This window comes from Nonomuraea sp. NPDC026600, from assembly GCF_040638335.1.
Lineage (GTDB): Bacteria > Actinomycetota > Actinomycetes > Streptosporangiales > Streptosporangiaceae > Nonomuraea.
On sequence record NZ_JBEZYD010000032.1, the window covers coordinates 70,408 to 93,282 of the forward strand.

At 69.0% G+C, this 22,875-nt stretch carries 23 protein-coding genes; 12 read left to right on the top strand and 11 right to left on the bottom strand.

What is annotated here, in order from left to right; all coding sequences use genetic code 11:
* The first annotated feature begins 83 nt into the window (after positions 1–83).
* Positions 84–1,097 carry an acyl-CoA desaturase gene (locus tag AB0F17_RS47950; RefSeq protein WP_358037768.1) on the top strand — a complete coding sequence of 338 codons (1,014 nt, stop codon included), beginning with the start codon at positions 84–86 and terminating at the stop codon, positions 1,095–1,097.
* A gap of 27 nt (positions 1,098–1,124) precedes the next feature.
* Here the strand turns inward: AB0F17_RS47950 and AB0F17_RS47955 are convergent, their stop codons facing one another.
* Entirely contained in the window at positions 1,125–1,337 is a 213-nt protein-coding gene (locus AB0F17_RS47955) for a hypothetical protein (protein WP_358037771.1), read from the bottom strand.
* Between the two features lie 65 nt (positions 1,338–1,402).
* On the opposite strand from AB0F17_RS47955, the gene AB0F17_RS47960 reads away from it, so the two are divergent.
* From AB0F17_RS47960 to AB0F17_RS47975, 4 genes are all read left to right on the top strand, one after another.
* Positions 1,403–2,527, top strand: coding sequence for a histidine kinase (locus AB0F17_RS47960; protein ID WP_358037774.1), 1,125 nt, complete (start codon positions 1,403–1,405; stop codon positions 2,525–2,527).
* Positions 2,524–3,192 (top strand): response regulator transcription factor, encoded by a 669-nt coding sequence (locus AB0F17_RS47965; RefSeq protein ID WP_358037777.1) that lies wholly within the window; start codon positions 2,524–2,526, stop codon positions 3,190–3,192. Before AB0F17_RS47960 ends, AB0F17_RS47965 begins: the two co-directional genes overlap by 4 nt.
* Positions 3,193–3,288: 96 nt before the next feature.
* Complete coding sequence (locus AB0F17_RS47970; protein WP_358037780.1) at positions 3,289–4,527, top strand: cytochrome ubiquinol oxidase subunit I; 1,239 nt, start codon at positions 3,289–3,291, stop codon at positions 4,525–4,527.
* A 10-nt stretch (positions 4,528–4,537) separates the two neighbouring features.
* A complete protein-coding gene (locus AB0F17_RS47975; RefSeq protein WP_358037783.1) occupies positions 4,538–5,278 on the top strand; it encodes a cytochrome d ubiquinol oxidase subunit II in 741 nt (246 codons plus the stop codon).
* 120 nt (positions 5,279–5,398) lie between these two features.
* Here the strand turns inward: AB0F17_RS47975 and AB0F17_RS47980 are convergent, their stop codons facing one another.
* From AB0F17_RS47980 to AB0F17_RS47990, 3 genes are all read right to left on the bottom strand, one after another.
* Positions 5,399–5,815 carry a PIN domain nuclease gene (locus AB0F17_RS47980; protein ID WP_358037786.1) on the bottom strand — a complete coding sequence of 139 codons (417 nt, stop codon included), beginning with the start codon at positions 5,813–5,815 and terminating at the stop codon, positions 5,399–5,401.
* Positions 5,812–6,057, bottom strand: a complete 246-nt coding sequence (locus AB0F17_RS47985; protein WP_357651335.1) for a type II toxin-antitoxin system VapB family antitoxin — start codon at positions 6,055–6,057, stop codon at positions 5,812–5,814. The genes AB0F17_RS47980 and AB0F17_RS47985 overlap by 4 nt, the downstream gene beginning before the upstream one ends.
* A 357-nt stretch (positions 6,058–6,414) precedes the next feature.
* A complete protein-coding gene (locus AB0F17_RS47990; RefSeq protein ID WP_358037789.1) occupies positions 6,415–7,689 on the bottom strand; it encodes a helix-turn-helix transcriptional regulator in 1,275 nt (424 codons plus the stop codon).
* Between the two features lie 150 nt (positions 7,690–7,839).
* Between AB0F17_RS47990 and AB0F17_RS47995 the strand changes: the two genes are divergently transcribed.
* Positions 7,840–8,217 carry a hypothetical protein gene (locus AB0F17_RS47995; protein ID WP_358037792.1) on the top strand — a complete coding sequence of 126 codons (378 nt, stop codon included), beginning with the start codon at positions 7,840–7,842 and terminating at the stop codon, positions 8,215–8,217.
* Positions 8,218–8,315: 98 nt separating this feature from the next.
* Here AB0F17_RS47995 and AB0F17_RS48000 read toward each other — a convergent pair whose 3' ends face one another.
* Both AB0F17_RS48000 and AB0F17_RS48005 read right to left on the bottom strand, forming a co-directional pair.
* A complete protein-coding gene (locus AB0F17_RS48000) occupies positions 8,316–10,010 on the bottom strand; it encodes an alpha-amylase family protein (RefSeq protein WP_358037795.1) in 1,695 nt (564 codons plus the stop codon).
* Positions 10,011–10,994, bottom strand: coding sequence for an aldo/keto reductase (locus tag AB0F17_RS48005; RefSeq protein ID WP_358037797.1), 984 nt, complete (start codon positions 10,992–10,994; stop codon positions 10,011–10,013).
* Between the two features lie 62 nt (positions 10,995–11,056).
* Between AB0F17_RS48005 and AB0F17_RS48010 the strand changes: the two genes are divergently transcribed.
* From AB0F17_RS48010 to AB0F17_RS48020, 3 genes are read left to right on the top strand one after another with little or no spacing between them, the layout of a single operon-like run.
* Positions 11,057–11,935, top strand: a complete 879-nt coding sequence (locus tag AB0F17_RS48010; RefSeq protein ID WP_358037800.1) for a LysR family transcriptional regulator — start codon at positions 11,057–11,059, stop codon at positions 11,933–11,935.
* A gap of 29 nt (positions 11,936–11,964) precedes the next feature.
* Positions 11,965–12,168 (top strand): EF-hand domain-containing protein, encoded by a 204-nt coding sequence (locus AB0F17_RS48015; RefSeq protein WP_358037803.1) that lies wholly within the window; start codon positions 11,965–11,967, stop codon positions 12,166–12,168.
* A gap of 60 nt (positions 12,169–12,228) precedes the next feature.
* Positions 12,229–13,416 (top strand): helix-turn-helix domain-containing protein, encoded by a 1,188-nt coding sequence (locus AB0F17_RS48020; protein ID WP_358037806.1) that lies wholly within the window; start codon positions 12,229–12,231, stop codon positions 13,414–13,416.
* Here the strand turns inward: AB0F17_RS48020 and AB0F17_RS48025 are convergent.
* Positions 13,413–14,168: a TetR/AcrR family transcriptional regulator gene (locus AB0F17_RS48025; protein WP_358037809.1), complete on the bottom strand. Its 756-nt coding sequence runs from the start codon at positions 14,166–14,168 to the stop codon at positions 13,413–13,415. The two genes, AB0F17_RS48020 and AB0F17_RS48025, sit on opposite strands and share 4 nt — an antisense overlap.
* A 93-nt stretch (positions 14,169–14,261) precedes the next feature.
* Here AB0F17_RS48025 and AB0F17_RS48030 point away from each other — a divergent pair, with 93 nt between their 5' ends.
* The gene (locus AB0F17_RS48030; protein ID WP_358037812.1) at positions 14,262–15,011 is read left to right on the top strand and encodes an SDR family oxidoreductase; all 750 of its coding nucleotides are present in this window, start codon (positions 14,262–14,264) and stop codon (positions 15,009–15,011) included.
* Positions 15,012–15,138: 127 nt separating this feature from the next.
* On the top strand, positions 15,139–15,363 hold the full coding sequence (locus AB0F17_RS48035; RefSeq protein WP_358037815.1) for a hypothetical protein: 225 nt from the start codon (positions 15,139–15,141) through the stop codon (positions 15,361–15,363).
* Between the two features lie 378 nt (positions 15,364–15,741).
* Here the strand turns inward: AB0F17_RS48035 and AB0F17_RS48040 are convergent, their stop codons facing one another.
* From AB0F17_RS48040 to AB0F17_RS48050, 3 genes are all read right to left on the bottom strand, one after another.
* Positions 15,742–16,923, bottom strand: coding sequence for a hypothetical protein (locus tag AB0F17_RS48040; protein ID WP_358037817.1), 1,182 nt, complete (start codon positions 16,921–16,923; stop codon positions 15,742–15,744).
* 154 nt (positions 16,924–17,077) lie between these two features.
* A complete protein-coding gene (locus AB0F17_RS48045) occupies positions 17,078–18,307 on the bottom strand; it encodes a glycosyltransferase (RefSeq protein WP_358037820.1) in 1,230 nt (409 codons plus the stop codon).
* A 153-nt stretch (positions 18,308–18,460) separates the two neighbouring features.
* Positions 18,461–20,893, bottom strand: a complete 2,433-nt coding sequence (locus AB0F17_RS48050; RefSeq protein WP_358037823.1) for an MMPL family transporter — start codon at positions 20,891–20,893, stop codon at positions 18,461–18,463.
* 211 nt (positions 20,894–21,104) lie between these two features.
* On the opposite strand from AB0F17_RS48050, the gene AB0F17_RS48055 reads away from it, so the two are divergent.
* Entirely contained in the window at positions 21,105–22,355 is a 1,251-nt protein-coding gene (locus tag AB0F17_RS48055; protein ID WP_358037826.1) for an MFS transporter, read from the top strand.
* Here the strand turns inward: AB0F17_RS48055 and AB0F17_RS48060 are convergent.
* Positions 22,314–22,856: a hypothetical protein gene (locus AB0F17_RS48060; protein WP_358037829.1), complete on the bottom strand. Its 543-nt coding sequence runs from the start codon at positions 22,854–22,856 to the stop codon at positions 22,314–22,316. The genes AB0F17_RS48055 and AB0F17_RS48060 overlap by 42 nt on opposite strands.
* Between the last annotated feature and the right edge of the window lie 19 nt (positions 22,857–22,875).

Sequence of the window (22,875 nt, forward strand, 5' to 3'; positions counted from 1 at the left end):
CGGCGGAGAACTAGCCGTGATCTCCCGACATCACGGAGAATGCGCAGGGTGGGGGCAACTTCCACCTCTAAGTGAGGAGACCTGTGGCCGATACAGGCACGCTCGAAACCCGTGGTAGTGACTTCGCGAAACTCGCCCGGCAAATCCAGGACGCCGGCCTGCTGAACCGGCGTCCGGTCTACTACGCCGTGCGGCTGACCCTGGTGCTGGCCGCTTACGTCGGTATGTGGGCGCTGTTCTGGTGGGTCGGCGACTCATGGTGGCAACTGCTGGTGGCCGTCGCGCTCGGCGTGGCCTCCGCGCAGATCGGGTTCGTCGCCCACGACCTGGGGCACCGGCAGGTTTTCCGGACCCGGCGGGTGAGTGACATCGTCGGGCTGCTCATCGGCGACTTCGGCATCGGGCTGGGCTGGGGCTGGTGGAACACCAAGCACAACCGCCACCACGCCAACCCCAACCACGAGGACGAGGATCCCGACGTCTCGCCCGCCGTGATCGTCTGGTCGACCGACCAGGTGCGCCGGAGCCGGGGTCTGCCGAGGTTCATCGCCAAGTGGCAGGCGTTCTGGTTCTTCCCCCTGCTCACGCTGGAGGCTTGGCACCTGCACATCGCCAGTGTCAAGGCGGTGTTCCAGCCGACGACGAAGCACCGCAAGATGGAGGGGGCGCTGCTGCTGGCGCACTTCGCCTGCTACTTCGGCATCGTCTTCACCGTGCTGCCGCTCGGTATGGCCCTGGTCTTCGTGGTGGTGCACCAGGCGCTGTTCGGCGTCTATCTGGGCAGCACGTTCGCGCCGAACCACAAGGGCATGCCGATCCTCACCAAGGCCGACAAACTCGACTACCTCCGCAAGCAGGTGCTGACCTCGCGCAACGTCAAGGGCGGCGTGTTCGTGGACGTGGCGCTCGGCCAGCTCAACTACCAGATCGAGCACCACCTGTTCCCCAACATGCCGTCGCCGAACCTGCGCAAGGCCCAGCCGATCGTCCGGCAGTACTGCGCCGATCTGGGTGTCAGCTACCTGGAGACCGGGCTGATCGCTTCCTACGGCCAGGCGCTGCGGCACCTGCACGAGGTAGGCGCGCCCCTGCGCTGAGCAGCCCCGCGGATCAGCCGCCGTGGATCAGCCGCCGTCGCGACGCCGGAGGAGGTCGTCGCGGCGACGTTCCAGGTCCGCGATCAGCTCTTCCTGCTCGTCGGCCATGCCGATCATCGCGCCGACCTCCACCTGATCGGTGGCGCCCATGTCACCGATCTGGTCGCGCAGATCCTTGGTCTGGGCCCGCAACCTGGTCAGGTCCTCTTCGACCTGACGCAACTCGTCTTCTACGCTCATGCTCCGGCTCTACCCATTGCGGGGCGGTTGGCCACCCGGACGGCAGGCCGTACAGAATGGGCGGCATGCGCACGTTGTCGGCCGGCACCGTCGTGTCGCTCGCGGTGGTCATCGCCGTGCTGGCGGGCACGGTCGCCACGTCCCTCCTCCATCCGGGCATCGCTCCGAACGCGCTGGACGTCCTGCTGCCGCTCTCGGCCGGTGCCGGGGTGCTGGCGCGGCAGCGCTACCCGGTCGCGGCGCTGATCGTCGTGCTGGTGGCCGTCGCGCTCTACTACCCGTTCGCCCGGCTCGACGGGCCGATCATCATCCTGGCGTTCGTGGTCCTGTACACCGCCGCCGAGCTGGGCCACCTGACCGCCGCCATCGCCGCGGGCGCGGCCGCGCTGCTGGCCATGGGGCTTGGCGAGACCGGCGGGATCAGGCACGTGGACGACAGCATGTTCTTGATGATCGCCGGTTGGGTGGTGGCCGCCGTCGCCAGTGGGGGCGTCACCCGCAACCGCCGCGCCTACCTGCGGGAGGCCGAGCGGCGCGTGCTCGACGCCCTGCACAGCAAGGAGGAGGAGGCCAGGCTGCGGGCGAGCGAGGAACGGCTGCGCATCGCCAGGGAGCTGCACGACGTACTCGGGCACAACATCTCGATGATCAACGTGCAGGCCGCGGCGGCGCTGCACGGGCTGAAGAAGCGGCCTGAGGCCGCGGAGGACGCACTGCGGACGATCAAGGAGACCAGCAAGGAGACGCTGCGCGAGCTGCGTACCACGCTCGGAGTGCTGCGGCAGGTGGACGAGGGCGCGCCGACCGCGCCCGCCGACAGCCTGACCCGGATGGAGGCGCTGGTCGCGGGCACGGGGCTGGACGTGCGGACCGAGCTGTCCGGGCGGCTGGACGAGGTGCCGACCGAGGTGGACCTGGCCGCGGCCCGCATCATCAGAGAGGCCCTGACGAACGTCTCCCGGCACTCGGGAACCGCCGAGGCTCGGCTGAGCGTCACCAACCAGTCCGGACATATCGTGATCCGCGTGGAGGATGATGGGCCGGGAGCGACGTTCGCCGACGGGAGCGGGTTCGGGCTGCAGGGCATGCGCGAGCGCGCCGGCGCGCTGGGCGGCACCCTGGAGGCGGGTCCCCGCCCTGACGGCGGCTTCCTGGTCGTCGCCGACCTTCCACTGAACGGAGTGCGATGATCCGCACAGTGCTCGCCGACGACCAGAACCTCGTACGGGCCGGGTTCCGGTCCATCCTGAGCGACGAGGACGGCATCGAGGTGGTCGGCGAGGCGGCCAACGGCGCCGAGGCCGTGGCCAGGACCCGCGAGCTGCGGCCCGACGTGGTGCTGATGGACATCCGGATGCCCGAGCTGGACGGCCTGGAGGCGACCCGCGTGATCGTCACCGATCCGCGGCTGGCCGACGTCAAGGTGATCATCCTGACCACGTTCGACCTCGACGACTACGTCTACGGCGCGCTGCGGGCGGGCGCGAGCGGGTTCCTGGTCAAGGACACCGAGCCGGCCGAGCTGATCCACGCGGTCAGGGTGGTGGCCAGGGGGGACGCGCTGATCGCGCCCTCGGTGACCCGTCGGCTGATCGCCGAGTTCGCCGGCCGGGTCAAGCGCCCGGAACCGGGGCCCAGGCTCAACGCGCTCACCGAGCGCGAGCGGGAGGTCATGGCGCTGGTCGCGGCCGGGCTGTCCAACGACGAGATCGCGGCCCGGCTGGTGCTCAGCCCGGCCACGGCCAAGACGCACGTCAGCCGCATCATGACCAAGCTCGGCTCGCGCGACAGGGCGCAGATCGTGGTGCTCGCCTACGAGGCCGGCATGATCACTCCGGGCTGGCTTACCCCCTGAGATGTACGGCGGGCGGCCCGTTGACACCACAGGTGTACGGCAGGTGCCCGCCCCGGCATGACGCGGCGGAGGTGACCTCGGCCGGAACCTCTGAGCATGGAGACCGTAGACCTCGCCCGCCTGCAGTTCGCCCTCACCGCGGGGGCGCACTTCCTGTTCGTCGCGCTGACCCTCGGGCTGGCGACGCTGGTGGCCGTCATCCAGACCTGGGCCACCTTGACCAGCAGCCCGGTGCATCTGCGGATGACCCGGTTCTGGGGGCAGCTCTACATCATCAACTACGCGATGGGCATCGTCACCGGGCTGGTCATGGAGTTCCAGCTCGGGCTGTCGTGGAGCGGGCTCACGGAGTTCGCCGGGAACGTGTTCGGCTCCTCGCTGGCGATCGAGACGATCGTGGCGTTCTTCATCGAGTCCACCTTCCTGGGCCTGTGGATCTTCGGCTGGAACAAGCTGAACCGGTGGGCCCACCTGGCGCTGATCTGGGTCGTCACGCTGACGGCCTACGCCTCGGCGTTCTGGATCCTGATCTCCAACGGCTTCCTGCAGAACCCGGTGGGCTACCAGCTCAAAGACGGCGTCCTGCGGCTCACCGACTTCGGCGCGCTGGTGGCCAACCCGGCGGCGCTGATCGCCTTCTTCCACATCGGCGGCGGCGCACTGATCGTCGGCGGCTTCCTGATGGCCGGAGTGAGCGCCTACCACCTGGCCAAGCGCACCGTCGAGCAGGACTTCTTCCGCAAGTCGCTGCGCCTCGGGATCGGCGTGGCGCTGCCCGCGACGCTGTTCACCGCGACGTTCGGCGGCATCGGCTTCCAGACGTTGCAACCGGCCAAGCTGGCCGCCTGGTCGGGCAGCGCGAACCGGCTGGCCGAGGCGCAGGCGGAGATGGTGGCCAAGTACGGCCCGGGTGACTACCTGCCGCCACTGGGCTGGGTGCACGCCGGTGGTATCACCATGCTGACGCTCTTCGCGGTGCTCTTCCTCGTCTCCGGGGTGAGCTTCCTGTTGATGCTGTTTCGGCCGATCGTCCGGGGCTTCCGGCTGTGGCACTGGCTGCTGACCGCGCTGATCCCCGTCCCGTTCGTGACCATGATCGCCGGGTGGATCTTCCGCGAGATGGGCCGTCAACCCTGGGCCGTGTACGGGCTGCTGAAGACGGCCGACGCCATGTCACCGGTGTCGGACGGCCAGATCAGGTTCTCGCTGACCGCGTTCGGCACCGTGTTCGCCGTGCTCATCCTGGTCAACTACTGGCTGCTGGCCAGAACCGCCCGCAAGGGACCGAACGCCGTCACGCTGGGCGACCTCGTCGCCCCCACCCTGACCTTCTGAGGAGCCCGTCATGGAGATCCTGATCCTGGCCTTCTTCGCGCTCGGCTACCTCGTGCTGGCCGGGGCCGACATCGGCGTCGGCATGGTGCTGCCGTACCTGGGACGTGGCGCGGACGAGCGCCGCGAGGCGATCGCCGCGATCGCGCCGTTCTTCCTCGGCAACGAGGTGTGGCTGGTGGCCGCCGCGGGGGTGCTCGCCGGGCTCTTCCCCTCGCTGGAAGGCTCGTTACTGAGCGGCAACTACTCGCTCGTCGTGGCGCTGCTGCTGTCCTGGGTCATCCGGGACATGGGCCTGTGGCTGCGCGGGCGACTGCCCGGCGTCCGGTGGCAGGGGTTCTGGGACGGCGCCGTCGTCGTGGGTAGCTGGGGGCTGGCGCTGAGCTGGGGTTCGCTGCTCAGCGACGTGCTGCTCGGCCTCCACGGGCCCATCGCGCTGCTGCCCGCCCTGCTGGTGGCCGCGCTGTTCGCCACGCACGGGCTTTCCTTCGCGGCGCTGCGGCTGAGGGGCGTGCTGCGTGCGCGGGCGGCGGTGCTGTCCGGCGGCACCGGCGAGGGCCGTACCTACGCCCTGACCGCGACGGTCCTCATGGCGATCGGCGTCCTGGCGGGCATCCGGTTACCGCTGGCGCCGGGGACCTCGGGCGCGTTCCTGGTGCCGGTCATCCTCACGCTGATCCCGTTCCTGGTGGCCTCACAGGCATGGGTCTGGTGGACCTTCCGTCACCGGGTGACGGGCCCGTCGTACCTGTAACCCCCAAGTCGGATGGGAAGTTCAGCGGTTCGAGATCGTGGCAGCTCCGCGATCCAAGCGGCCGCCAGTCCGCCGCACCATCGAGCGGAGATTTGCACCTGCGGCCCCTTGACCCCCGGTTCAACGGTCCGCTGTCCCTGTGGGCACGACCCACTGGGTGGGCTGTCCGGTGATCGATGCGACCATATCGAAGTCGCCGTCGTAGTGGAGCACGGTCGCCCGGTGACGTTCGGCAGTGGCGGCAATAAGGAGATCCGCCATGGACAAGGCACGGTGAAATCCACGCTCCAACGCGACGCCCTGAACCTCGAGCACGCGCTCGAACACCTCGTCGCCGCAGTAGAGATAGTTGAAGCCGCGCAGCAGGAAGCGGATACGGGCCATGTCCGGCTTGTTGCGAGCGCTGTAGACCATCTCCCATTCCACCGCCGCGCAGGTGGCCAGGACACCCCGGTCACTGAAATCGTCCAGAACGCGGCCGACGGAGGGATGACCCCAACGCGCGAGTGCCGATTTGTCAGCGAGGTAGTCGGTCACGCAGCGCCTTGTTGCGTAGAGCGCTGAAGGGTGCCGTCGGCATTACGGGGACCGGTGTTCTCCACGATCTCGCTGAGGTCGAGCTCCCCGCTCTTGATCGCGTTCGCGAGCTCCTGACGGAGATGGCGCTTGACGGCATCCTCCATGGCCATGCGCACAGCCTTCGCTTTGGTCTTTGAGCCATAGATGCGCATGGCCTCGGCCACCATCTCGTCATCGAGGTCGATGACAGTTCGGGACATGGCAGGACCCTTCCGTTAGCCAGCGTTCCCTAAACGATACCGCACGCGCAGGAATTTAGATATCATTTCTCGCTGGGCGCGGAACTACCCTCGCGACACCGCACCACAGAGTCCGGGCTGGACCTCGCCTTCGCCGCGGCCATGGCACGACAATCACCGTCGACCGGCCGGATGCGCCGACGCTGTCCCAGCGGTCGGCCGGCATCGCGGATGCCGACACATCAACCACACAAGCGGGCATCTCGGGCACGCTCCTGGTGCCGGTCAGCCATCGCCTGGGCCACAGCCGATCGCGAACTCATCCATCGGCACCAGACGCTCCTGCTCTCCACACTGCGATGATCGGCCGCCCTCGTTTCAGAGGCTTACGCCGGAGCGGCGCGCGAGAGCCCGCAGCCCGGAGAGCTTGCTGTGGCGGTCCCGATGGAGCAGGTCGGTGATCACCTGTCGGGGACCGGTTCGGCTGACCTCCGAGGGAGCGATCTTCTCGGCGATCAGGAGCGCGCGCACCGCGCGATCGGTCTTCCCCCACAGTGTGTACGCCTCCGCAATGCCTGTGTAGTAGCTCGCGCGGCGTTCCGACGTCGGAATCTCGTCCGGGACGATGGTCCTGGCGTGCTCCACGGCAGTCCCCGCGTCGCCAAGGACAATAGATACGCCGATTTTGTAAGTGACCACGTGGCCGAGGCTGAGCGCGAGGTTGGGGGCGTGTCGGGCGGCTTCTTCAGCCTCCGTCAACATGCCGAGCGCGCTGTCACGGTCTTCCAGACGAGCTGCGGCTATGGCTCCCGTGGACATCAGCGCTCCATATGCGCCCCATGCGGGGACAGGAGCCGAACGCAGTTGCGGGCGCAACGACTCAGCCGTGCTCACCGTGATGTCACGCGCTTTCCCGTAGTCCGTAGCCCGGTGGAAAAGACTGACCAGGTCGCGGCGGGCTTCGCCGATGGCTCGAATATCACCACTGGCGTGCGCGGCCTGCTCTCCTTGATGCGCGGCTATCCATGCGTATGGCGAAGCGCTCAGCTTGATCAGTGTGCGGGTCGTCAGGTGGTAGACCTGTGCGGCCGTCGCCAGGTCAGCCGGGTCGGACGCGCTGCGGGCAACGGGGATCAGCGCGACAAGACTGTCGGCAAGGTCGGTATATCGAGCGGCGGCGAAGTCTCGGCGAGCCCGAGTGACGGCACGAGCGAACGACGCGGGTGTGAGGGCATCTGCCGAGGTCGGAGCGTCAGGGACGAGGGCATCGCGCAGACGCGCCACGGCTGTTGCGCTCTGATCTGGTTGCCCGACTCCATCGGTCAGCCCAACCCCTGCGACAAGCGCCGCGCTCTTCAAGAACGTACGTCGCTTCGTGGTATTACCTCCCGAACATGTCTCCAGGATAGACGGCGGATTCTCGTATTCGCCGACCCATGCCTCCAGAAGTTTTCCGCCCGCTCCGAGAGCGTCATCAGCGAGTTCGGCGAGTAGCCGTTCCGGATTGCGCAACCCGCGCTCGACACGGCTGAGATAGCTCTTGGAGAAGTAGGTCACTGCATGAAGGCCCGACAGCGAAATATTACGTTGCTGGCGATATCGGCGGAGTTGTTCCCCAAAACTCACCGTTGCCCCGTTGCCCAGGTCAGGCAACACCTCGTTCGCTCAGATACCCATCACACATGCTTGGACGGTAGCCGCACAACACGGCCGCGAGATTAGCGAAACGCTGCAACATCGGACCCGCCGAAACGACTCGAACTCGTCCGGCGGGCCCTTGATCGCACATTGGAGGTGCGACCCATGGGTAACTCTAGAACCACCCCGATCCCCGTCGACGACGCTACGGCGGAAAGCCAAGACAGAGCCCTTGCTGTCATTCAGCGACTTCTCGAAGAGCGGGGAATTCGTGTCCGGCACCATCACACGATCAGTCTCGGGCTCTTCACCAACCGCACGGATGAGACCACCTGGCTCAACCGGCCTCTTCAGTCGTGGCTGCACCGGTATCCGCCCGAGCTCGCCATCATCGGCCCCCGGGGCGGTTGCGCCATCACGGTAACCATGGGGCCGCGTTCCGGCTCCTACCTGGTGTCTCTGCCCAGCGACCCCGAGCCCCAGATCGTGAGGAGTGAGTTCCCCGAAAGAGTGGTCGATCTGATCGCAGAGAGCATGTCGTGACTGTGTTGGATGAGTGTCTGAGTCCGCACGTGGCCATGGTCCAGCGTGATCATGTGCAGCTGGAGTGGTGCATGCCGTACCCGGTCCCAGCGACCGGGTCAGAGGGACTTGACCGAGGCGTCCTCCGCCGGGATCTCCTTCGGCGAGGCGCGTAGCCAGCGGCAGCCGTGCGGGTCCAGTGTCAGCCGGGCCACGCCCTGATCGGAGACCTCCAGCGTCCCGTCCACCAGGAGGTCCGTGAGCGTGTGCGTCTCCAGGCCCACCAGCTTAAGCTCCACGTCCTGGGCGGTTTCGCCAAGGTTGTGGATCACCACCACCGTGGCGCCGTCGGCGTCGCAGCGGTGTGCCAGGATCGCGGGATCGGCCGTCTCCAGCACCGTGCAGTCGCCCCAGGCCAGCTCCGGGCACTCGCGATAGCGCTCGATGAGCAGTTGGAACCAGCGCAGCAACGAGTCCTGATCCCGCTTCTGGTCGGCCACGTTGATCCGCGCGGGCGAGTAGGCGCCGTCCGGCATCTCGCGTTCGGGGGTGCCCCGGCTGAAGCCGCCGTCCGGCGACCACTGCATCGGCACCCGTACGGCCATGCGGCCCTCTGCCTTGAGGTTCTCGCCCATGCCGATCTCTTCTCCGTAGAACATGACAGGCGTGCCCGGCAGCGAGAACAGCAGGCTGTAGGCCATCTTGATGCGGCGCAGGTCCCCGCCCATCATGGTCGGCAGGCGCCGGCGCAGGCCGCGGCCGTAGATCTGCATGTCCGCCTCGGGGCCGAACGCCTGGAAGACCTCCTGACGTTCCTTGTCCGTGAGCTTGTCCAGCGTCAGCTCGTCGTGGTTGCGCAGGAACATCGCCCACTGGCAGTCCTTGGGCGGCCTGGGCCGGGACCTGAGTGCGTCGGCGAGCGGCTCGGCCTCGCCGCGCGCCAGCGACAGCCACGCGCGCTGCATGCCGATGAAGTCGAAGCACATGGTGAGCTGGTCGCCCAGTCCCTCGCCGAAGTAGCCGAGCAGGTCCTTGTAGGCCAGGTTGACCTCGCCGAGCAGCACCGAGGCGCCCGCCCGCCGGCTCATGAAGGCCCGCAGGTCCGCCAGGAACTCGTGCGGGTCGGCCAGCCGGGGCTGGACGTTCTCGATGAGGAACGGCACGGCGTCCACCCGGAACCCCGACAGCCCCAGCTCCATCCAGAAGCCCAGGATCCTGACGATCTCGTCGCGCACCTCGGGGTTGCCGACGTTCAGGTCGGGCTGGTGGCGGTAAAAGCTGTGCAGGTAGTACTGGCCGGTCGAGGTGTCGAGCTGCCAGATGCTGTCCTCCTCGTCGGGGAAGACCACCTGCTTCGGATCGTCCGGCTCCGGCTTGTCCGACCAGACGTACCAGTCGCGCAGCGGCGACTTCTTGCCCGAGCGCGACTCGATGAACCAGGGGTGCTGGTCGGAGGTGTGGTTCACGACCAGGTCCGCGATCACCCGCAGGCCGCGGTCCTTGGCGGTCCGCATGAACTCCACGAAGTCGCCCAGCGTGCCGAGCCGCGGGTCGATGGCGTAGAAGTCGGTGATGTCGTAGCCGTCGTCCCGGTTGGGGGTCGGGAAGAACGGCATCAGCCACAGGCAGGTGACCCCCAGCCCCGCCAGGTAGTCGATCTGCTGCGTGAGCCCGCGGAAGTCGCCGATCCCGTCGTCGTTGCCGTCCTTGAACGTCTCGACGTCGAGGCAATAGACGACAGCATTTTTCCACCACAGATCAGACGTGTACGTCAGTCGCATGGCGCCACCGCTACCCAGGAGCGGGTCACCCATTCAGAGCAGGGTGCCGCCGGTCACCTCGAATCCGGCGAGCGCCTCGTCGACGCGGGCCAGTGTGTCGCGGTGCAGGACGAGGTCGGCGGCGGCCAGGTTCTCCTCGATGTGCGCGGGGGTGCGGCTGCCCGGGATGGCCACCACGTGCTCGTACTGGTGCAGCAGCCAGGCCAGGGCCAGTTGGGCGGGGGTGATGCCCAGGCGGGTGGCCAGGTCCCTGATCGGGGCATAACGATCGTTGTTGCTCGCGAGGTTGCCGGCCGAGAAGCGGGGCGCGTTGTGCCGGAAGTCGCCCTCGCCCAACTGCTGGACGGTGCCGGTGAGGAAGCCGTTGCCGAGCGGGCTCCAGGCCACGATGCCCACGTTCAGCTCGCGCGCCGCCTTGAGGAGGTCGGGATCGACCGGCCGCCACATCGACCATTCGTTCTGCACGGCCGCCACCGGGTGCACGGCGTGCGCCCTGCGCAGCTCGTCGGCGGTCACGTTCGACAGGCCGAGGTGCCTGACCAGCCCGGCCTGGACGAGCTCGGCCATCGCCCCGGTCGTCTCCTCGATCGGCACGCCCGGGTCCACGTAGTGCGAGTAGTAGAGGTCGATCACGTCGGTGTCCAGGTTGCGCAGGCTCCGCTCGGCGTAGCGGCGGACCATCCGCGGCTCGGCGTTCACCCGCAGCTCGCCGAACGCGTAGCCCACCGGCCGCGATCTGCTCGCCTCCCCTTCCGGGACGGCCAGGCCGAACTTGGTGGCGACCACCACCTCGTCGCGCCGCCCCTTGATCGCCCGGCCGACCAGGCGCTCGTTGTGGCCGTCCGCGCCATAGGCGTCACTGGTGTCGATGTGGGTCGCTCCGGCGTCGAGTGCCGCCTTGAGCGCCGTCTCGGCGCGGGTGTCGTCGATGTCGCCGTACACGCCGGGCGACAGCACCATCGCGCCGAAGCCGATCGCGGGGACCCGCAGGGTGTTTCCGAGTTCACGTGTCTTCATGCGATTCATCCTGCTGGCGGTACGGGCGGCGCGTCCAAGACCTGCTGCTATAACCGATGGTTATGGACGTGCACCTGCGGGACCTGCGTTATTTCGTCGCGACGGCCGAGGAGCTGAACGTGACCAGGGCCGCCGAGCGGCTGTTCGTCTCCCAGCCCGCACTGTCCAAGCAGCTCAGGGTGCTGGAACGGCAGCTCGGCTTCGGCCTGTTCGAGCGCGTGCCCTCCGGGGTGGTCCTGACCAGGCAGGGCGAGGCGCTGCTGCCGGTCGCGCGTGACCTGCTCGACCGGTGGAACGCCGGGCTGGAGACCGCACGGGCCGCCGCGCCGACGGGCACCCTGGTCATCGGCATGCAGACGGCGGTCGGGCGGGGGATCCAGCAGGAGGCGCTGCGCCTGTTCCGGAAGGCGATGCCCGGCTGGGAGGTGTCGCTGCGGCTGGTCGGCTGGGACGATCCCAGCGGCGGCCTGGCCGACGGCGGCTCCGACGTGGCCTTCATCTGGCTGCCCGTGCCCGAGGGACTGAACACGCATGTTCTCGCCACCGAGGGCAGAGGCGTCGCCATGCCGGACGATCACCCCCTAGCCGAGCTGGCGGAGATCCCGTTCGAGGCCCTGCGCGACGAGCCGTTCATCGCGCTGCCCACCTCGGCGGGGCCGCTGCGCGACTACTGGCTCGCCCGCGACTTCCGGGACGACGAGCCGGTCATCGGGGTCACGGCCAACACGCCTGAAGAGGTGTTCGAGGCCGTGACCAGCGGTCTGGGCGTCGTCCTGGTGGCCGAGGGCAACGCCGCGCTCTACAAACGGCCCGGCCTGGTCTACCGCCCGGTGGCCGGCCTCCCGCCGGGCGAGCTGGCCATCGCCTGGCGCTCCGGCGATAAAAGGCCAGAAGTCAGGGCATTCATCGACGCGCTCCGAGAAAGCGCCACTAAGGTCTGACCGACACGGATCTCGCGAAAGGGCGACCCATGAGCACCGATTACACGATCACCTTCGACCTGATCGACGTTGACAAGGACGGCCGGATCTCGGCCGAAGAGCTGGTGAAGCTGATGGAGGTGCTGGGTCAGCCGATCACGCTGGAGGCCGCGCAGGCCGGGGTGCAGCGGCTCGACAAGGACGGGGACGGCCTGATCGACGTGCAGGAGTTCGGCGCCTTCCTGCAGAAGTAAAACAAGCACTTGCTACACAAACCTCTGCCGCGCGGGTAACAATGGGCGACAGGAGGGGCGATGGCCAGCAAGAGTGACACCAGCGACACCCGGATCTCCGCGGACATCGTGAAGACGCTCAGGGCCGGAATCGGCCGGATCTCCGCCGAGGTGATCGGGGAGATCCAGGCCCGCATCCCCGAGTACGCCCGGCCATCCGACGAGGTCTACATCAAGGTCGTCAGGACGACCGTCGAGCAGGCCATCGACGGCTTCCTCGACCACGTCCAGGACCCCGCCGCCCCCTGGGACCCCGAGCCGTTCCGCATGATCGGCAAGGGCGAGGCGGCGGAGGGCCGCAACCTGGAGCCCCTGCAGGCCGCGATGCGGCTGGGCGCCCGGGTCGGCTGGCGGCGGCTGACCGAGATCGCCGACCCGCTCGGGCTCTCCCCGCAGTCCCTCTACGACCTGGGCGAGGCCATCTTCGTCTACCTCGACCAGCTCGCCGACGCCGCGGGCGAGGGCTTCGACGAAGCTCGGGCACACGCGGCGGGCGAGATCGAGCGGCGTCGCAACCGGCTGCTCGACCTGCTGCTGAGCCGGCCGCCCGCCGGTTCGGAGGCCATCTCCGACCTGGCCAAGGCCGCCGGGTGGCGGCTGCCGAAGACCGTGGCCTGCGTCGCGCTCGACGACCGGCACGGCACCTGCCGGTCCCCCGCGGTGCCGCCCGACGTGCTGACCGGCCTGGAACGGAGCACGCCATGCCTGCTCGTACCCGACCCGGACGGCCCCGGCCAGGCCCGGATGCTGGAGACCGCGCTCCGCGGCTACCTGGGCGCGATCGGACCCGCCGTACCCCTGCCCGCCGCCGCGTCGTCGCTGCGGTGGGCGGCCGAGGCGCTGGAGCTGTCCGGGCGCGGCGTGCTGCCGCGCGGCCTGCTGCGCTGCACGGACCATATGGCGACGCTGGTCGTGTTCAAGGACGAGGAGCTGGTCAACGCGCTGGCGGAGGTACGGCTGGCGCCGCTGGCCCACCTGCGGCCCACGCAGCAGGACCGGCTGGCGGAGACGCTGCTGGCCTGGCTGCGGCACGGCCGGGGGGCGGGGGAGGTGGCGGCTCGGCTGCATGTGCATCCGCAGACGGTTCGCTATCGGTTGCGGCAGTTGGAGGAGCTTTACGGGGACCAGCTCGCGGATCCGGACATCCGCTTCGAGCTGGAGATCGTGCTGCGCGCCCGCCGGGCGGCCGCCCTGGCCGCGCGCCCCTAGCGCCGTCCTGATCCGTCCCGCGCCCCCGTGATCTGCGCGCCGATTCCGTTGAGTACGCGATCCAGCCCGTTCTGGAAGTGCGCGGCGGGGGCTAGGTGCGCGGTCGCGGATTCCAGCACGGATCGGCTGAAGAGGGGATAGGCGCCCGATTCGACGACCTGACGAACGTAAGGACCGATGTAGTCGCGTTTCCAGCGTTCCGGGTCCAGGCCGGTACGGCGGGCCTCCTCCAGCCAGCCGATCTCGCGGCGGATCGCACTGTGGACGTAGTCGTTCACCATGCCGACGAAGCCGGACATCTCATCGATGCCGAGGCCGAGCCCGTCGAGCGCGCGCAGGGCGAACTCGTGCACGCGCAGGAGGTTCGGGCCCAGGATCGGGCGGCCGTTGAGGAGGCCGATCAGCCAGGAGTGGCGCAGGCCGGCGGCCCGGGTCTGATCGGCGACCAGCGAGAGATCGGCACGCCAGTCGCCGGACGGCTTCTCGGGCAGATCGATCTCTCCCATCACTGTGTCGATCATGAGGTCGAACAGATCATCGCGCTTGGGTACGTACCGGTAGAGGGACATGGCGCCGGTGCCCAATTCGCCGGCGATCCGGCGCATGGTCGCGGCCTCCAGCCCTTCGGTGTCGGCCATGCGCACGGCCACCCGGGTGATCTGCTCCCGGCTGTAGCCGGGCCGCCGCCCCGGCCCTGAACGCTCCACGCGCTCCGGCCGCAGCCAAATGCTGACCAGTTCCTCATCGGACATCCCGCGCATCCTCCCGCTCTTGCGTACATGGTACTCGAATGGCTATGGTCCCATTTCGAGTACGAAGTACGCGATTGAGAGGGACTGAGCGACATGACCACATTGACCGGCAAGACGGCGCTGGTGACCGGCGCCAGCAGGGGAATCGGCCGAGCCGTCGCCACCCGGCTCGCACGGGAGGGCGCCCGGGTCGCCATCCACTACGGCAGCAACGAGGCGGCGGCCAAGGAGACGGTCTCGGCCATCGAAGCGGCCGGCGGGCAGTCCTTCGCCGTCCGGGCCGAGCTGGGCGCGCCGGGAGACGCCGAGGTGCTGTGGACCGCCTTCGACGCCCACGCCGACGGCCTGGACATCCTGGTCAACAACGCGGGCATCCTCGGCGGCCAGGCGGAGATCGACGGCGTGACGCGGGAGGGGTTCGAGCGGCTCTTCGCGGTCAACACGACCGCTCCGTTCTTCATCACCCAGCTCGCCCTGCCACGGCTACGGGACGGCGGCCGGATCATCACCGTCGGCACGATGCTGACCCGGGGCATGGCCATGCCCGGCGCGATCGACTACGCCATGTCCAAGGCGGCACTCGACGTGCTCACCCCTGTGCTGGCCAAGCAGCTCGGGCCGCGTGGCATCACGGTCAACACCGTGGCGCCCGGAGTCATCGACACCGACATGCATGAGGGACGCCTGGTCGGCGAAGCCTTGGCCTGGCTGTCGTCGCTGTCACCGCTGGGCCGGCTGGGCACCCCCGCGGACGTCGCCGACGTGGTCTCCTTTCTCGCCTCCGACGACAGCCGCTACGTGACCGGACACCGTCTGGACGCCTCAGGCGGAACGACCATGTGATTACAGCTTTCCGGACGCCCCCAAACCCAGACATTTGGCCGTCTTTCCCCTGTATTTACGCCCGAAAACCGAACCACTGCGGCGAATGTGGCGTTCTAAGATCTCAGGGTGGCGCATACTGGAGTAGATGAAGCCGCCCAGCGCCGCGACCCGGCGCCACCTGCCCACCAGCCCCTTCAAACCCCCGCCTCCGGCCCCACCGGTCGAGGTGTTCACCTTGAACGACCAGGTGTCCCACGACCGGTACGGTCTCGGTCGGGTCATCGGCGTCGAGGACGAGGCCGTGCTCGTTGACTTCGGTTCACGACAGGAACGAATCACGACCCCGTACGCCAAGCTGATCAAACTCTGACACCGCCTGGCAGTACTGGAAAACGCAGGCAGCGTTCGCCAGAGGGCGCTGTCGGCATGTCTTGACGCGTGTCATACGGGCCCGGCCCATGAAAGCATGGTCATCGCCTTCAGGCGCTCAGCGCCGTTGGAGCTCAGGCGGTGATAGCGGGGACAAGTCCCCGCACTTCCGGCGAGACGGCCGTTCGGCCTCTCGCGCTCCCCGGGCCCAAGCCGTCTGGCCAGTTCGTGCTACCGGAAATCACCGCGCGAGCGCATCATCGCGCCAGCATGCCTTCCGGACGGAAGAAGACAAGCCAAGACGCACTTACGGCAAGCGCCGACCTCATCCGCGGTGCGGTGTGAGGCGCGAACGCTCGCCGTAAGCCAAGCCCGTACGTCAGGCGGTGTGCAGGTAGACCTGCCCGAACACCTCGGACAGCTTCTTGAGGTCCGTGTCGGTGTCGACTTCCGGCGCCGACGGGTCGTAGATCGTGGCCAGCCGAGGACGGATCGAGGTCAGCTTCTTCAGCTGCTCCCAGGTGACGTTCTCCGCCCACTTCTCCCCGTACAGCCTGCTGACCTGCCCCTGGTCGTTCTGCCAGCGGGACCAGAGGTTGACCGTCTCGGCGGCGTCGGCCTGGAGCGGCGCGGCGATGCGGTCGGTGATCGACTTGGCCGCCTGCTCGGCGGTGAGCTGCGGCGAGCCCACGGTGGCGAAGCCCGCGTCCTCCGCGGCGATCTGAGCGTAGGCGTCCCACGCGCGCGCCCTGACCTGGATCCACTGGTTGCGCTGGGCCTCGGTGGCGTCGATCTTCCAGGTGGCGTACTCGGTCGCCAGGTGCCCGCCGTCCAGGGCGAGCTGGTCGACGAGGCCCTTGGTGAGCCAGGCGCCGATCCGCTCGGGGTCGAGCAGCGGGTACTTCTTGGTCATCTCGGTCTTGCACGCGTCGTTGACGCCACAGCCGAGCAGCGGCACCACCGTGTGCACGGCCAGCTTCTTGCCCGGCGCGAGGTTGCGGAGCGTGGTCGTGGCCTCAGTGACGAACTTGTCCATCTCGTCAGCCGTCTCGAACGTCTTGTTGAACCCGAGCTGCGAGCTGAACCTGATCCCCACGGCCCCCTGCTGCGCCGCGACCGCGGCGACCTTCTTGGCCGCCTCGGCGAGCTTGCCCGACTTCCAGTCGTCGGCCAGCTCGGCGTCGATCCAGACGCGCATCCCGGCCGCGGCGGCGGCCTTGACGGCCTGGCCACCGGCGGTCTTCTCGGCGGCCTGGATCTCGGCCGCCGACAGGCCCTCGGGGTTGACGAAGCAGTCTTCGCTGGACTGGCACTCGGGCGAGCCGCCGTCCTCGGCGCCCTCGACGTCGGGCGAGTCGACGTCGTGCAACTGGCCGTCGCCCTCGGAGTCGTTGGCGCACTCGTTGCCGGCTTCGGTGCAGTCGACGGTGATCGGGTTCAGCGGGCCGGCCTCTTGCAGGTGCTCGCCGTCGTTCGAGAGCCAGAAGTTGGCGATGTCGGCCGCCTCTTCCGGCGTGGCCATCCAGCGGCAGACGACGTAGGCCGGCGTGTCACCGGACATGAGGTCGTTACAGCTACGTGGATCGTCCGCCGACCAGGCTGGAACGCCTATACCTAACAGCGAGAGTGCCAATCCGATGACGAAAATCTTCCTCAGTCGCATGGCGCCTTACTCCAAGGGGTGATCGTGGACACATCGCACAATATCTGGATGATCAGCAACCTTCAATGAGATCAACGGCGTTCTTCACCCCGCGTTCAACCTTTAGTAGTTTCCCGAGTTGCGCTGCTTTATCGCGATATTCCGGTACGGATTGCAGCCGCGCGGCCAATGACCGCCCGTTCAGCGCCCTGATCGGCAACGGCGGCGGCCCCGCCCCCAACGCCGCCACCCTGCGCCCCCAGAACGGCTGGTCGGAGAAGAAGGGGCAGACGACATTGGGCACCCCGGCCGCCAGCCCCGCCGCCGTGGTCCCCGCCCCACCGTGGTGCACGACCGCGGCCATCCTCGGGAACAACACCTCATGCGCCACCTCCCCCACCGGGCAGACGTCCGCCGATGCCGTCACGGGCAGCCCCTGGACCACCGCCCGCATCCCGGCCAGCCGCAACGCCGCGACCACCTGCTCGGCGACCACCTCCGGCTCGTCCGGCACCATGCTCCCGAAACCGACGTACACAGGGGGCGGCCCATCGTCCAGGAAGTCGGCGAGGTCGGAGGGGAGCGAACTGTCCGGCTCGGGCGGCAGGCGCCAGTAGCCGGTGAGGTGCACGTAGGCGGGCCAGTCGTGCGGCCTGGGCACCACCAGCGGGCTGACCCCGCACAGCACCGGCACCCGATCCCGCCGGTCGGCCGCGAACGGGCTGCCCCGCAACGGCCGCAGGCCGAGCACCTGCCCGCGCAGCCGGTTCATCATGGGGGCCAGCATCAGCCAGCCGAGCCGTTCGACCACGGCATAGCTGGCCCGGTTGCCGATCCCGCCCAGGGTCCGGCGCGGGACCAGCGGGTTCGGGAACTCGCCGGTCGGCTCGCTGGGCTGGAACTGCAGGATCCCGTACGCCATGCCGTATCTCTCGTGCAGATGCCTGCCGAGGGATCCGAGGGCGGGCGCGAGGACCAGTTCGGCGTTCGCGCAGGCGGCGTCCACCCCGGCGACGAGGTTCGCGGCGAGGGGCTCGACGACGGTTCTCAAGCCCCGGACGAACCCCAACGGCCCGCTACGCAACCACGCCTGTCCTTCCTCGCTCTCCACGATCGCCACCGGATCCGCCCCTAACGGCGCGAACCGCAATCCGGGCCGCTCATAGTGCCCAACCGCCAGGTGTTCGTAGCGTTCCGGCGCCACGAGCGTGACCTCGTGCCCACGCGCGCCCAACCCCTGAGCCAGCGCCACACACGGCTGAATGTCCCCCCGCGATCCCAACGCCAGCACCGCGACCCTCACGACCAGCCCCTCCTCGCGACAAGCCCGTCTTCATGGGATGAACAGCCCGTTCACCGGCGGACCATCGTCACGATCGAGCATCTCGCGGACGAACTGCTCACGGCAGTGTCAGCAAGGCGATCAATGCGCTCAGTAGCAACCCGAGCGCGTGGGTCACGTGTCCACCTCCACCCAGGTCCAGCCGGGTCCGTCGGGGTTCGCCCTGACGACCCTGGTACGGCCGGCGGTGACCTTCTCCCAGGTGGGCCGCTGCGCCCCGGAGCGGGAAGCGTCCGGGTCGTCGGCGGTGATGCTGTAGGGCCGCTTTCTGAGGGGGCGCGAGACGTGGAGCAGTGGGGAAGCCACATCCCCGGAAGGCCGCCGCCCCTCCGGCGGCGAAGGTTCACGGAACTCGATCCGCCGATGAACCCCCCGCAACACCCCCGGCAGCCACCAGTTCGCCCCACCCAGCAGCCGCATCGTCGCCGGCACCAGCAGAGCCCGCACGAGCGTGGCGTCCACCAGGATCGCCACGAACATCCCCACCCCGAGCAGCTTCACGATCGTGATCCCGGCCGTCGAGAAGGCCCCGGTCACCACCAGCAACAGCAGCGCCGCGCTGGTGATGACGCCCCCGGTCCGCTGCAGGCCGGTCGCCACCGCCGCCGCGTTGTCACCGGTCCGCAGCCACTCCGCCCGCACCCTCGACAGCAGGAACAGCTCATAGTCCATCGACAGCCCGAACACCACCGCCAGGATCAGCACCGTCACCGTGGCCTCGATGGTCCCCGTGGGGGTGAAGTGCAGCCACGGTGCCAGGTGGCCGTCCTGGAAGGCCCAGACGATCACCCCGAACGAGGCCCCGATCGAGAGGATGTTCATGAGCAGGGCCTTGACCGGCAGGACGACGGAGCCGAAGGCGGCGAACAGAAGCAGGAACGTGAGCCCGCCGACCACCAGCGCCATCCACGGCAGCCTGGAGAGGAGGCTGGACAGAAGGTCCATCTGGGCCGCCGTCGGGCCGCCCACGACGACCTGGCGGACGTTCGGCTCCGGGGACATCGATCTGATCAGCGTCACCAGGTGCTGGGCCGCGTCCGACATGGGGTCGTAGGAGTAGCGGACCGCCAGGCGTACCGCGCCGTTGGCCTGGGAGAGGCCGGCGAGGTCGACGCCCGTGACCCCGGGCAGCTCGCGCAGGCGGTCGGCGAGGGGCTTGGCGTCGGTGGGGTCGATCGGGGTGACGGCGCTGATCGGGAAGTAGCCCTGGCCGAGGGGGCCGGGGGTGGCGGGACGGGTGGTGAAGGAGCGTTCGACGAGGACGTGGACGTCGATCGTGGCCATCGAGTTCTTGGCGAAGTCGCGGTCGACTGTCTCGGCGACGCGGCGGCTCTCGGTGGTGGCGGGCAGGACCCGGTGGTCCACGTTGCCGAACCGTACGTGGGCGAACGGTCCGGCCAGCGCGAGGAGCACGGACGTGACCGCGACCAGGTAGAGCACGGGCCGCTTCAGCACGCTGGAGGCGATCGCGGGCCAGACCCCGGCGCCCGCGCGGGCCGCGCCGAAGTGGGGGGTGCCGAAGTGGGGGGTGCCGAAGTGGGGGGTGAGGCGGACGGCGTCCACGCGGGGCCCCAGGACGGCGAGCGCGGCGGGCAGGACGACCAGCGCGGACAGCATGGCCACCAGCACCACGGCCGCCGCGCCCAGCCCGATCGAGCGCAGGAACATCTGCGGGAACAGCAGCAGTCCCAGCAGCGAGGTCGCCGCGGTCAAGCCGGAGAAGGCGACGGTACGGCCGGCCGTCGCCATGGTGCGCACCACGGCCTCACGGGTCGGCAGGCCGGACCTGATCTGCTCGCGGAAGGCGGTCAGCACGAAGAGCGAATAGTCGACGGCCAGCCCGAGCCCGAGCATGGTGACGACGTTCAGCGAGAAGACCGAGACCTCCGTCACCTCGGTCAGCAGCCTGAGCAGCACGAGCGCGCCGATCACGGCGAGCAGCCCGACGAGCAGCGGCAGCCCGGCGGCCACCAGGCTGCCGAACACCACCACGAGCAGGACCAGCAGCACCGGCATCGAGATCGCCTCGGCGCGCGCCAGGTCGGCCGCCGTCTGGTCGTTGAGCTCCTTCAGCAGCGGCACCGAGCCGCCGACCTGGACCTGGAGGTTCGCGACGGGCAGCCGGTCCTTGATGGCGGCGTACGCCTGCTGTTTGGCGCCTTTCAGGGTGATCAGGGCGTAGGTGGCGTGCTCGTCGGTGGACATCAGCTCCTTGGAGCCGGTGGTCCAGTACGTGGCCAGCTTGCCGACGTACTGGGCGGGCAGGGCGCGCAGCGAGTCGTGCACGGCCTTCTTGAAACGCGCGTCACGCACCTTGACCTGCGGGTGCCGGTAGAGGACGACGACGTCGGGGGTGTTACCGCTGTACCAGGCGTCGTTCCAAGCGGCGGCGGTGGTCGAGTCGGCGGCCGGGTCCGCGAAGCCGCCGTCGGCCATCCGGCCGAACAGCTGCAGCCCGAAGGGCGCGGCCAGGATGGCCGCCGCCAGGCTCAGCACCAGCAGCGTCCACCTGCCGCCGTAGATCAGGCGCCCCGCCGACTCAAACACGCTCGATCAGTGCCTCGGGCATGCCCGGGTCCCCTCGCCGACTGCAGGAACCTAGAAAATTACGGCAGAAAGCGCCCCGGTTCTTGCCAAACACCTGCACATTCCACTTTCGGTCTTGTCAACGGCGTGACAAGCAGCGATATATCCAGACGACAGCGGATGCGACGAACCAGCACAATAGTGAGCGTTTGGGCGACTAGGGGGCCACCAAGTGCACGGCTATCTTCACGATCTCGGCCTGCTCCGAGATCGGCGGTTCACGCTGCTGTTGACCGCCAGGACCATGTCGATGCTGGGCAGCGCCTTCGCGCCCGTGGCGCTCGCCTTCGGCATCCTCGCCCTGCCCGGCGCGGACGCCACCACCCTCTCGGTGGTGCTCACCGCCGAGGCGCTGCCGATGGTGGTGTTCATGCTGGTCGGCGGGGTGATCGCGGACCGGTTCCCCAGATACAGGGTGATGACGGTCAGCGAGTTCATCAGCGCGCTGGCCTTCTTCGCCCTGGCCGCGATGATGCTGTCGGGCTGGACCCCGCTGCCCGCGATGGCCGCTGCCGCCGCCTGCAGCGGGGTGGCGATGGCGATGATGTTCCCCGCGCTGACCGGCATCATCCCCGAGGTCGTGCCCGCCGACCGGCTACAGACCGGCAACGCGCTGCTCGGCCTGGGCGCCAACAGCTCGCGGGTGGCGGGCGCGGTGCTGGGTGGTGGCACGGTCGTGCTGTTCGGCGGCGGGTGGGCGCTGGCCGCGAGCGGGCTGATGTTCGCGGTGGCCGGGGTGCTGATCGCGGCGCTGCGGCTCACACCCGGCGAGCGGGACACGGCGGCCAGGCATTCGGTGCTGGCCGACCTGCGTGACGGGTGGCACGAGTTCAGGTCCCGGCAGTGGATCTGGGTGGTGGTCGCGCAGTTCTCCGTGCTCGTGATGGCACTCCAGGCGGGTCACGGCGTGCTCGGGCCGCTGCTGGCCAAGGAAAGTCTGGGCGGGCCCGCGGCCTGGTCGGCGTTCCTGGCCGGTGAGGCGGTGGGCACGATCGTGGGGGTGATCGTCTCGCTGCGCGTCCGGCCCACCCGGCCCATCCTGGTCGGGACGCTGCTCTGCCTGCCGACCGCCCTGCCCTACGTGATGCTGGGCACCGGCGCGCCGCTGTGGGCGATCGTGGCGGGCGCGTTCGTGCTGGGCGTCTGCTTCGACGTGTTCGGCGTGCTCTGGCAGACGACCATGCAGCGCGAGATCCCGCCGGAGTCGCTGTCGCGGGTCAGCTCGTACGACGCGCTGGGCTCGTTGATGTTCGGCCCGATCGGGCTCATGCTGGCCGGGCCGGTGGCGAACCTGGTCGGCACGCGGACGGCGCTGCTGGGCTGCGCCGCCCTCGTCGTGCTGTCCACGCTCGCCGCGCTGCTGTCTCCCGGAGTACGTGACCTACGCGCGCCCGTCCCGGTCGCCGAGAGCGTGCCGGGCTGAGTCACCCTGGGCCAGGCGGGCCGAGCGGAAGTACGCGTTGGCCCTCGGCTGGAACATGAGCGCCACGGCGCCGAGCACAGCCAGCACGTGCAGCACCCGGCTGCCGGCGAACATCAGGCCCATCGCGTCGGCCCCGGCGAATGCCTCGGCGACGGAGTGGCCGTCCATCAGCCATTGGACGGGCTGCATGACGAGCGAGAGCGTGCCGAACACGCCCAGCGTCACCGCCAGCGTCCAGCGTGCCCAGTTCCTGCCGTGCCTGAGTCGCAGCGCCAGGAAGACGGCCGTGACGAAGACGGCGAGCCGGATCCCGACGCCGGACAGCAACTCGCCCGCCGAGGCCGTCCCCGTGGACAGCAGGTCGCCGACGGCCAGGACGGTCTCGAACACCCCCGCCGCGACCGCGACCAGCCACAGCGTGGCGGCGGCCTGAACGGCGGGGGGCGGCTCGATGGGCGGCTCGGTCGGGTTCGGCGCCGAGCGGGGCTTCAGCATGGTCATGACGGGCCTCCAGGGTGAA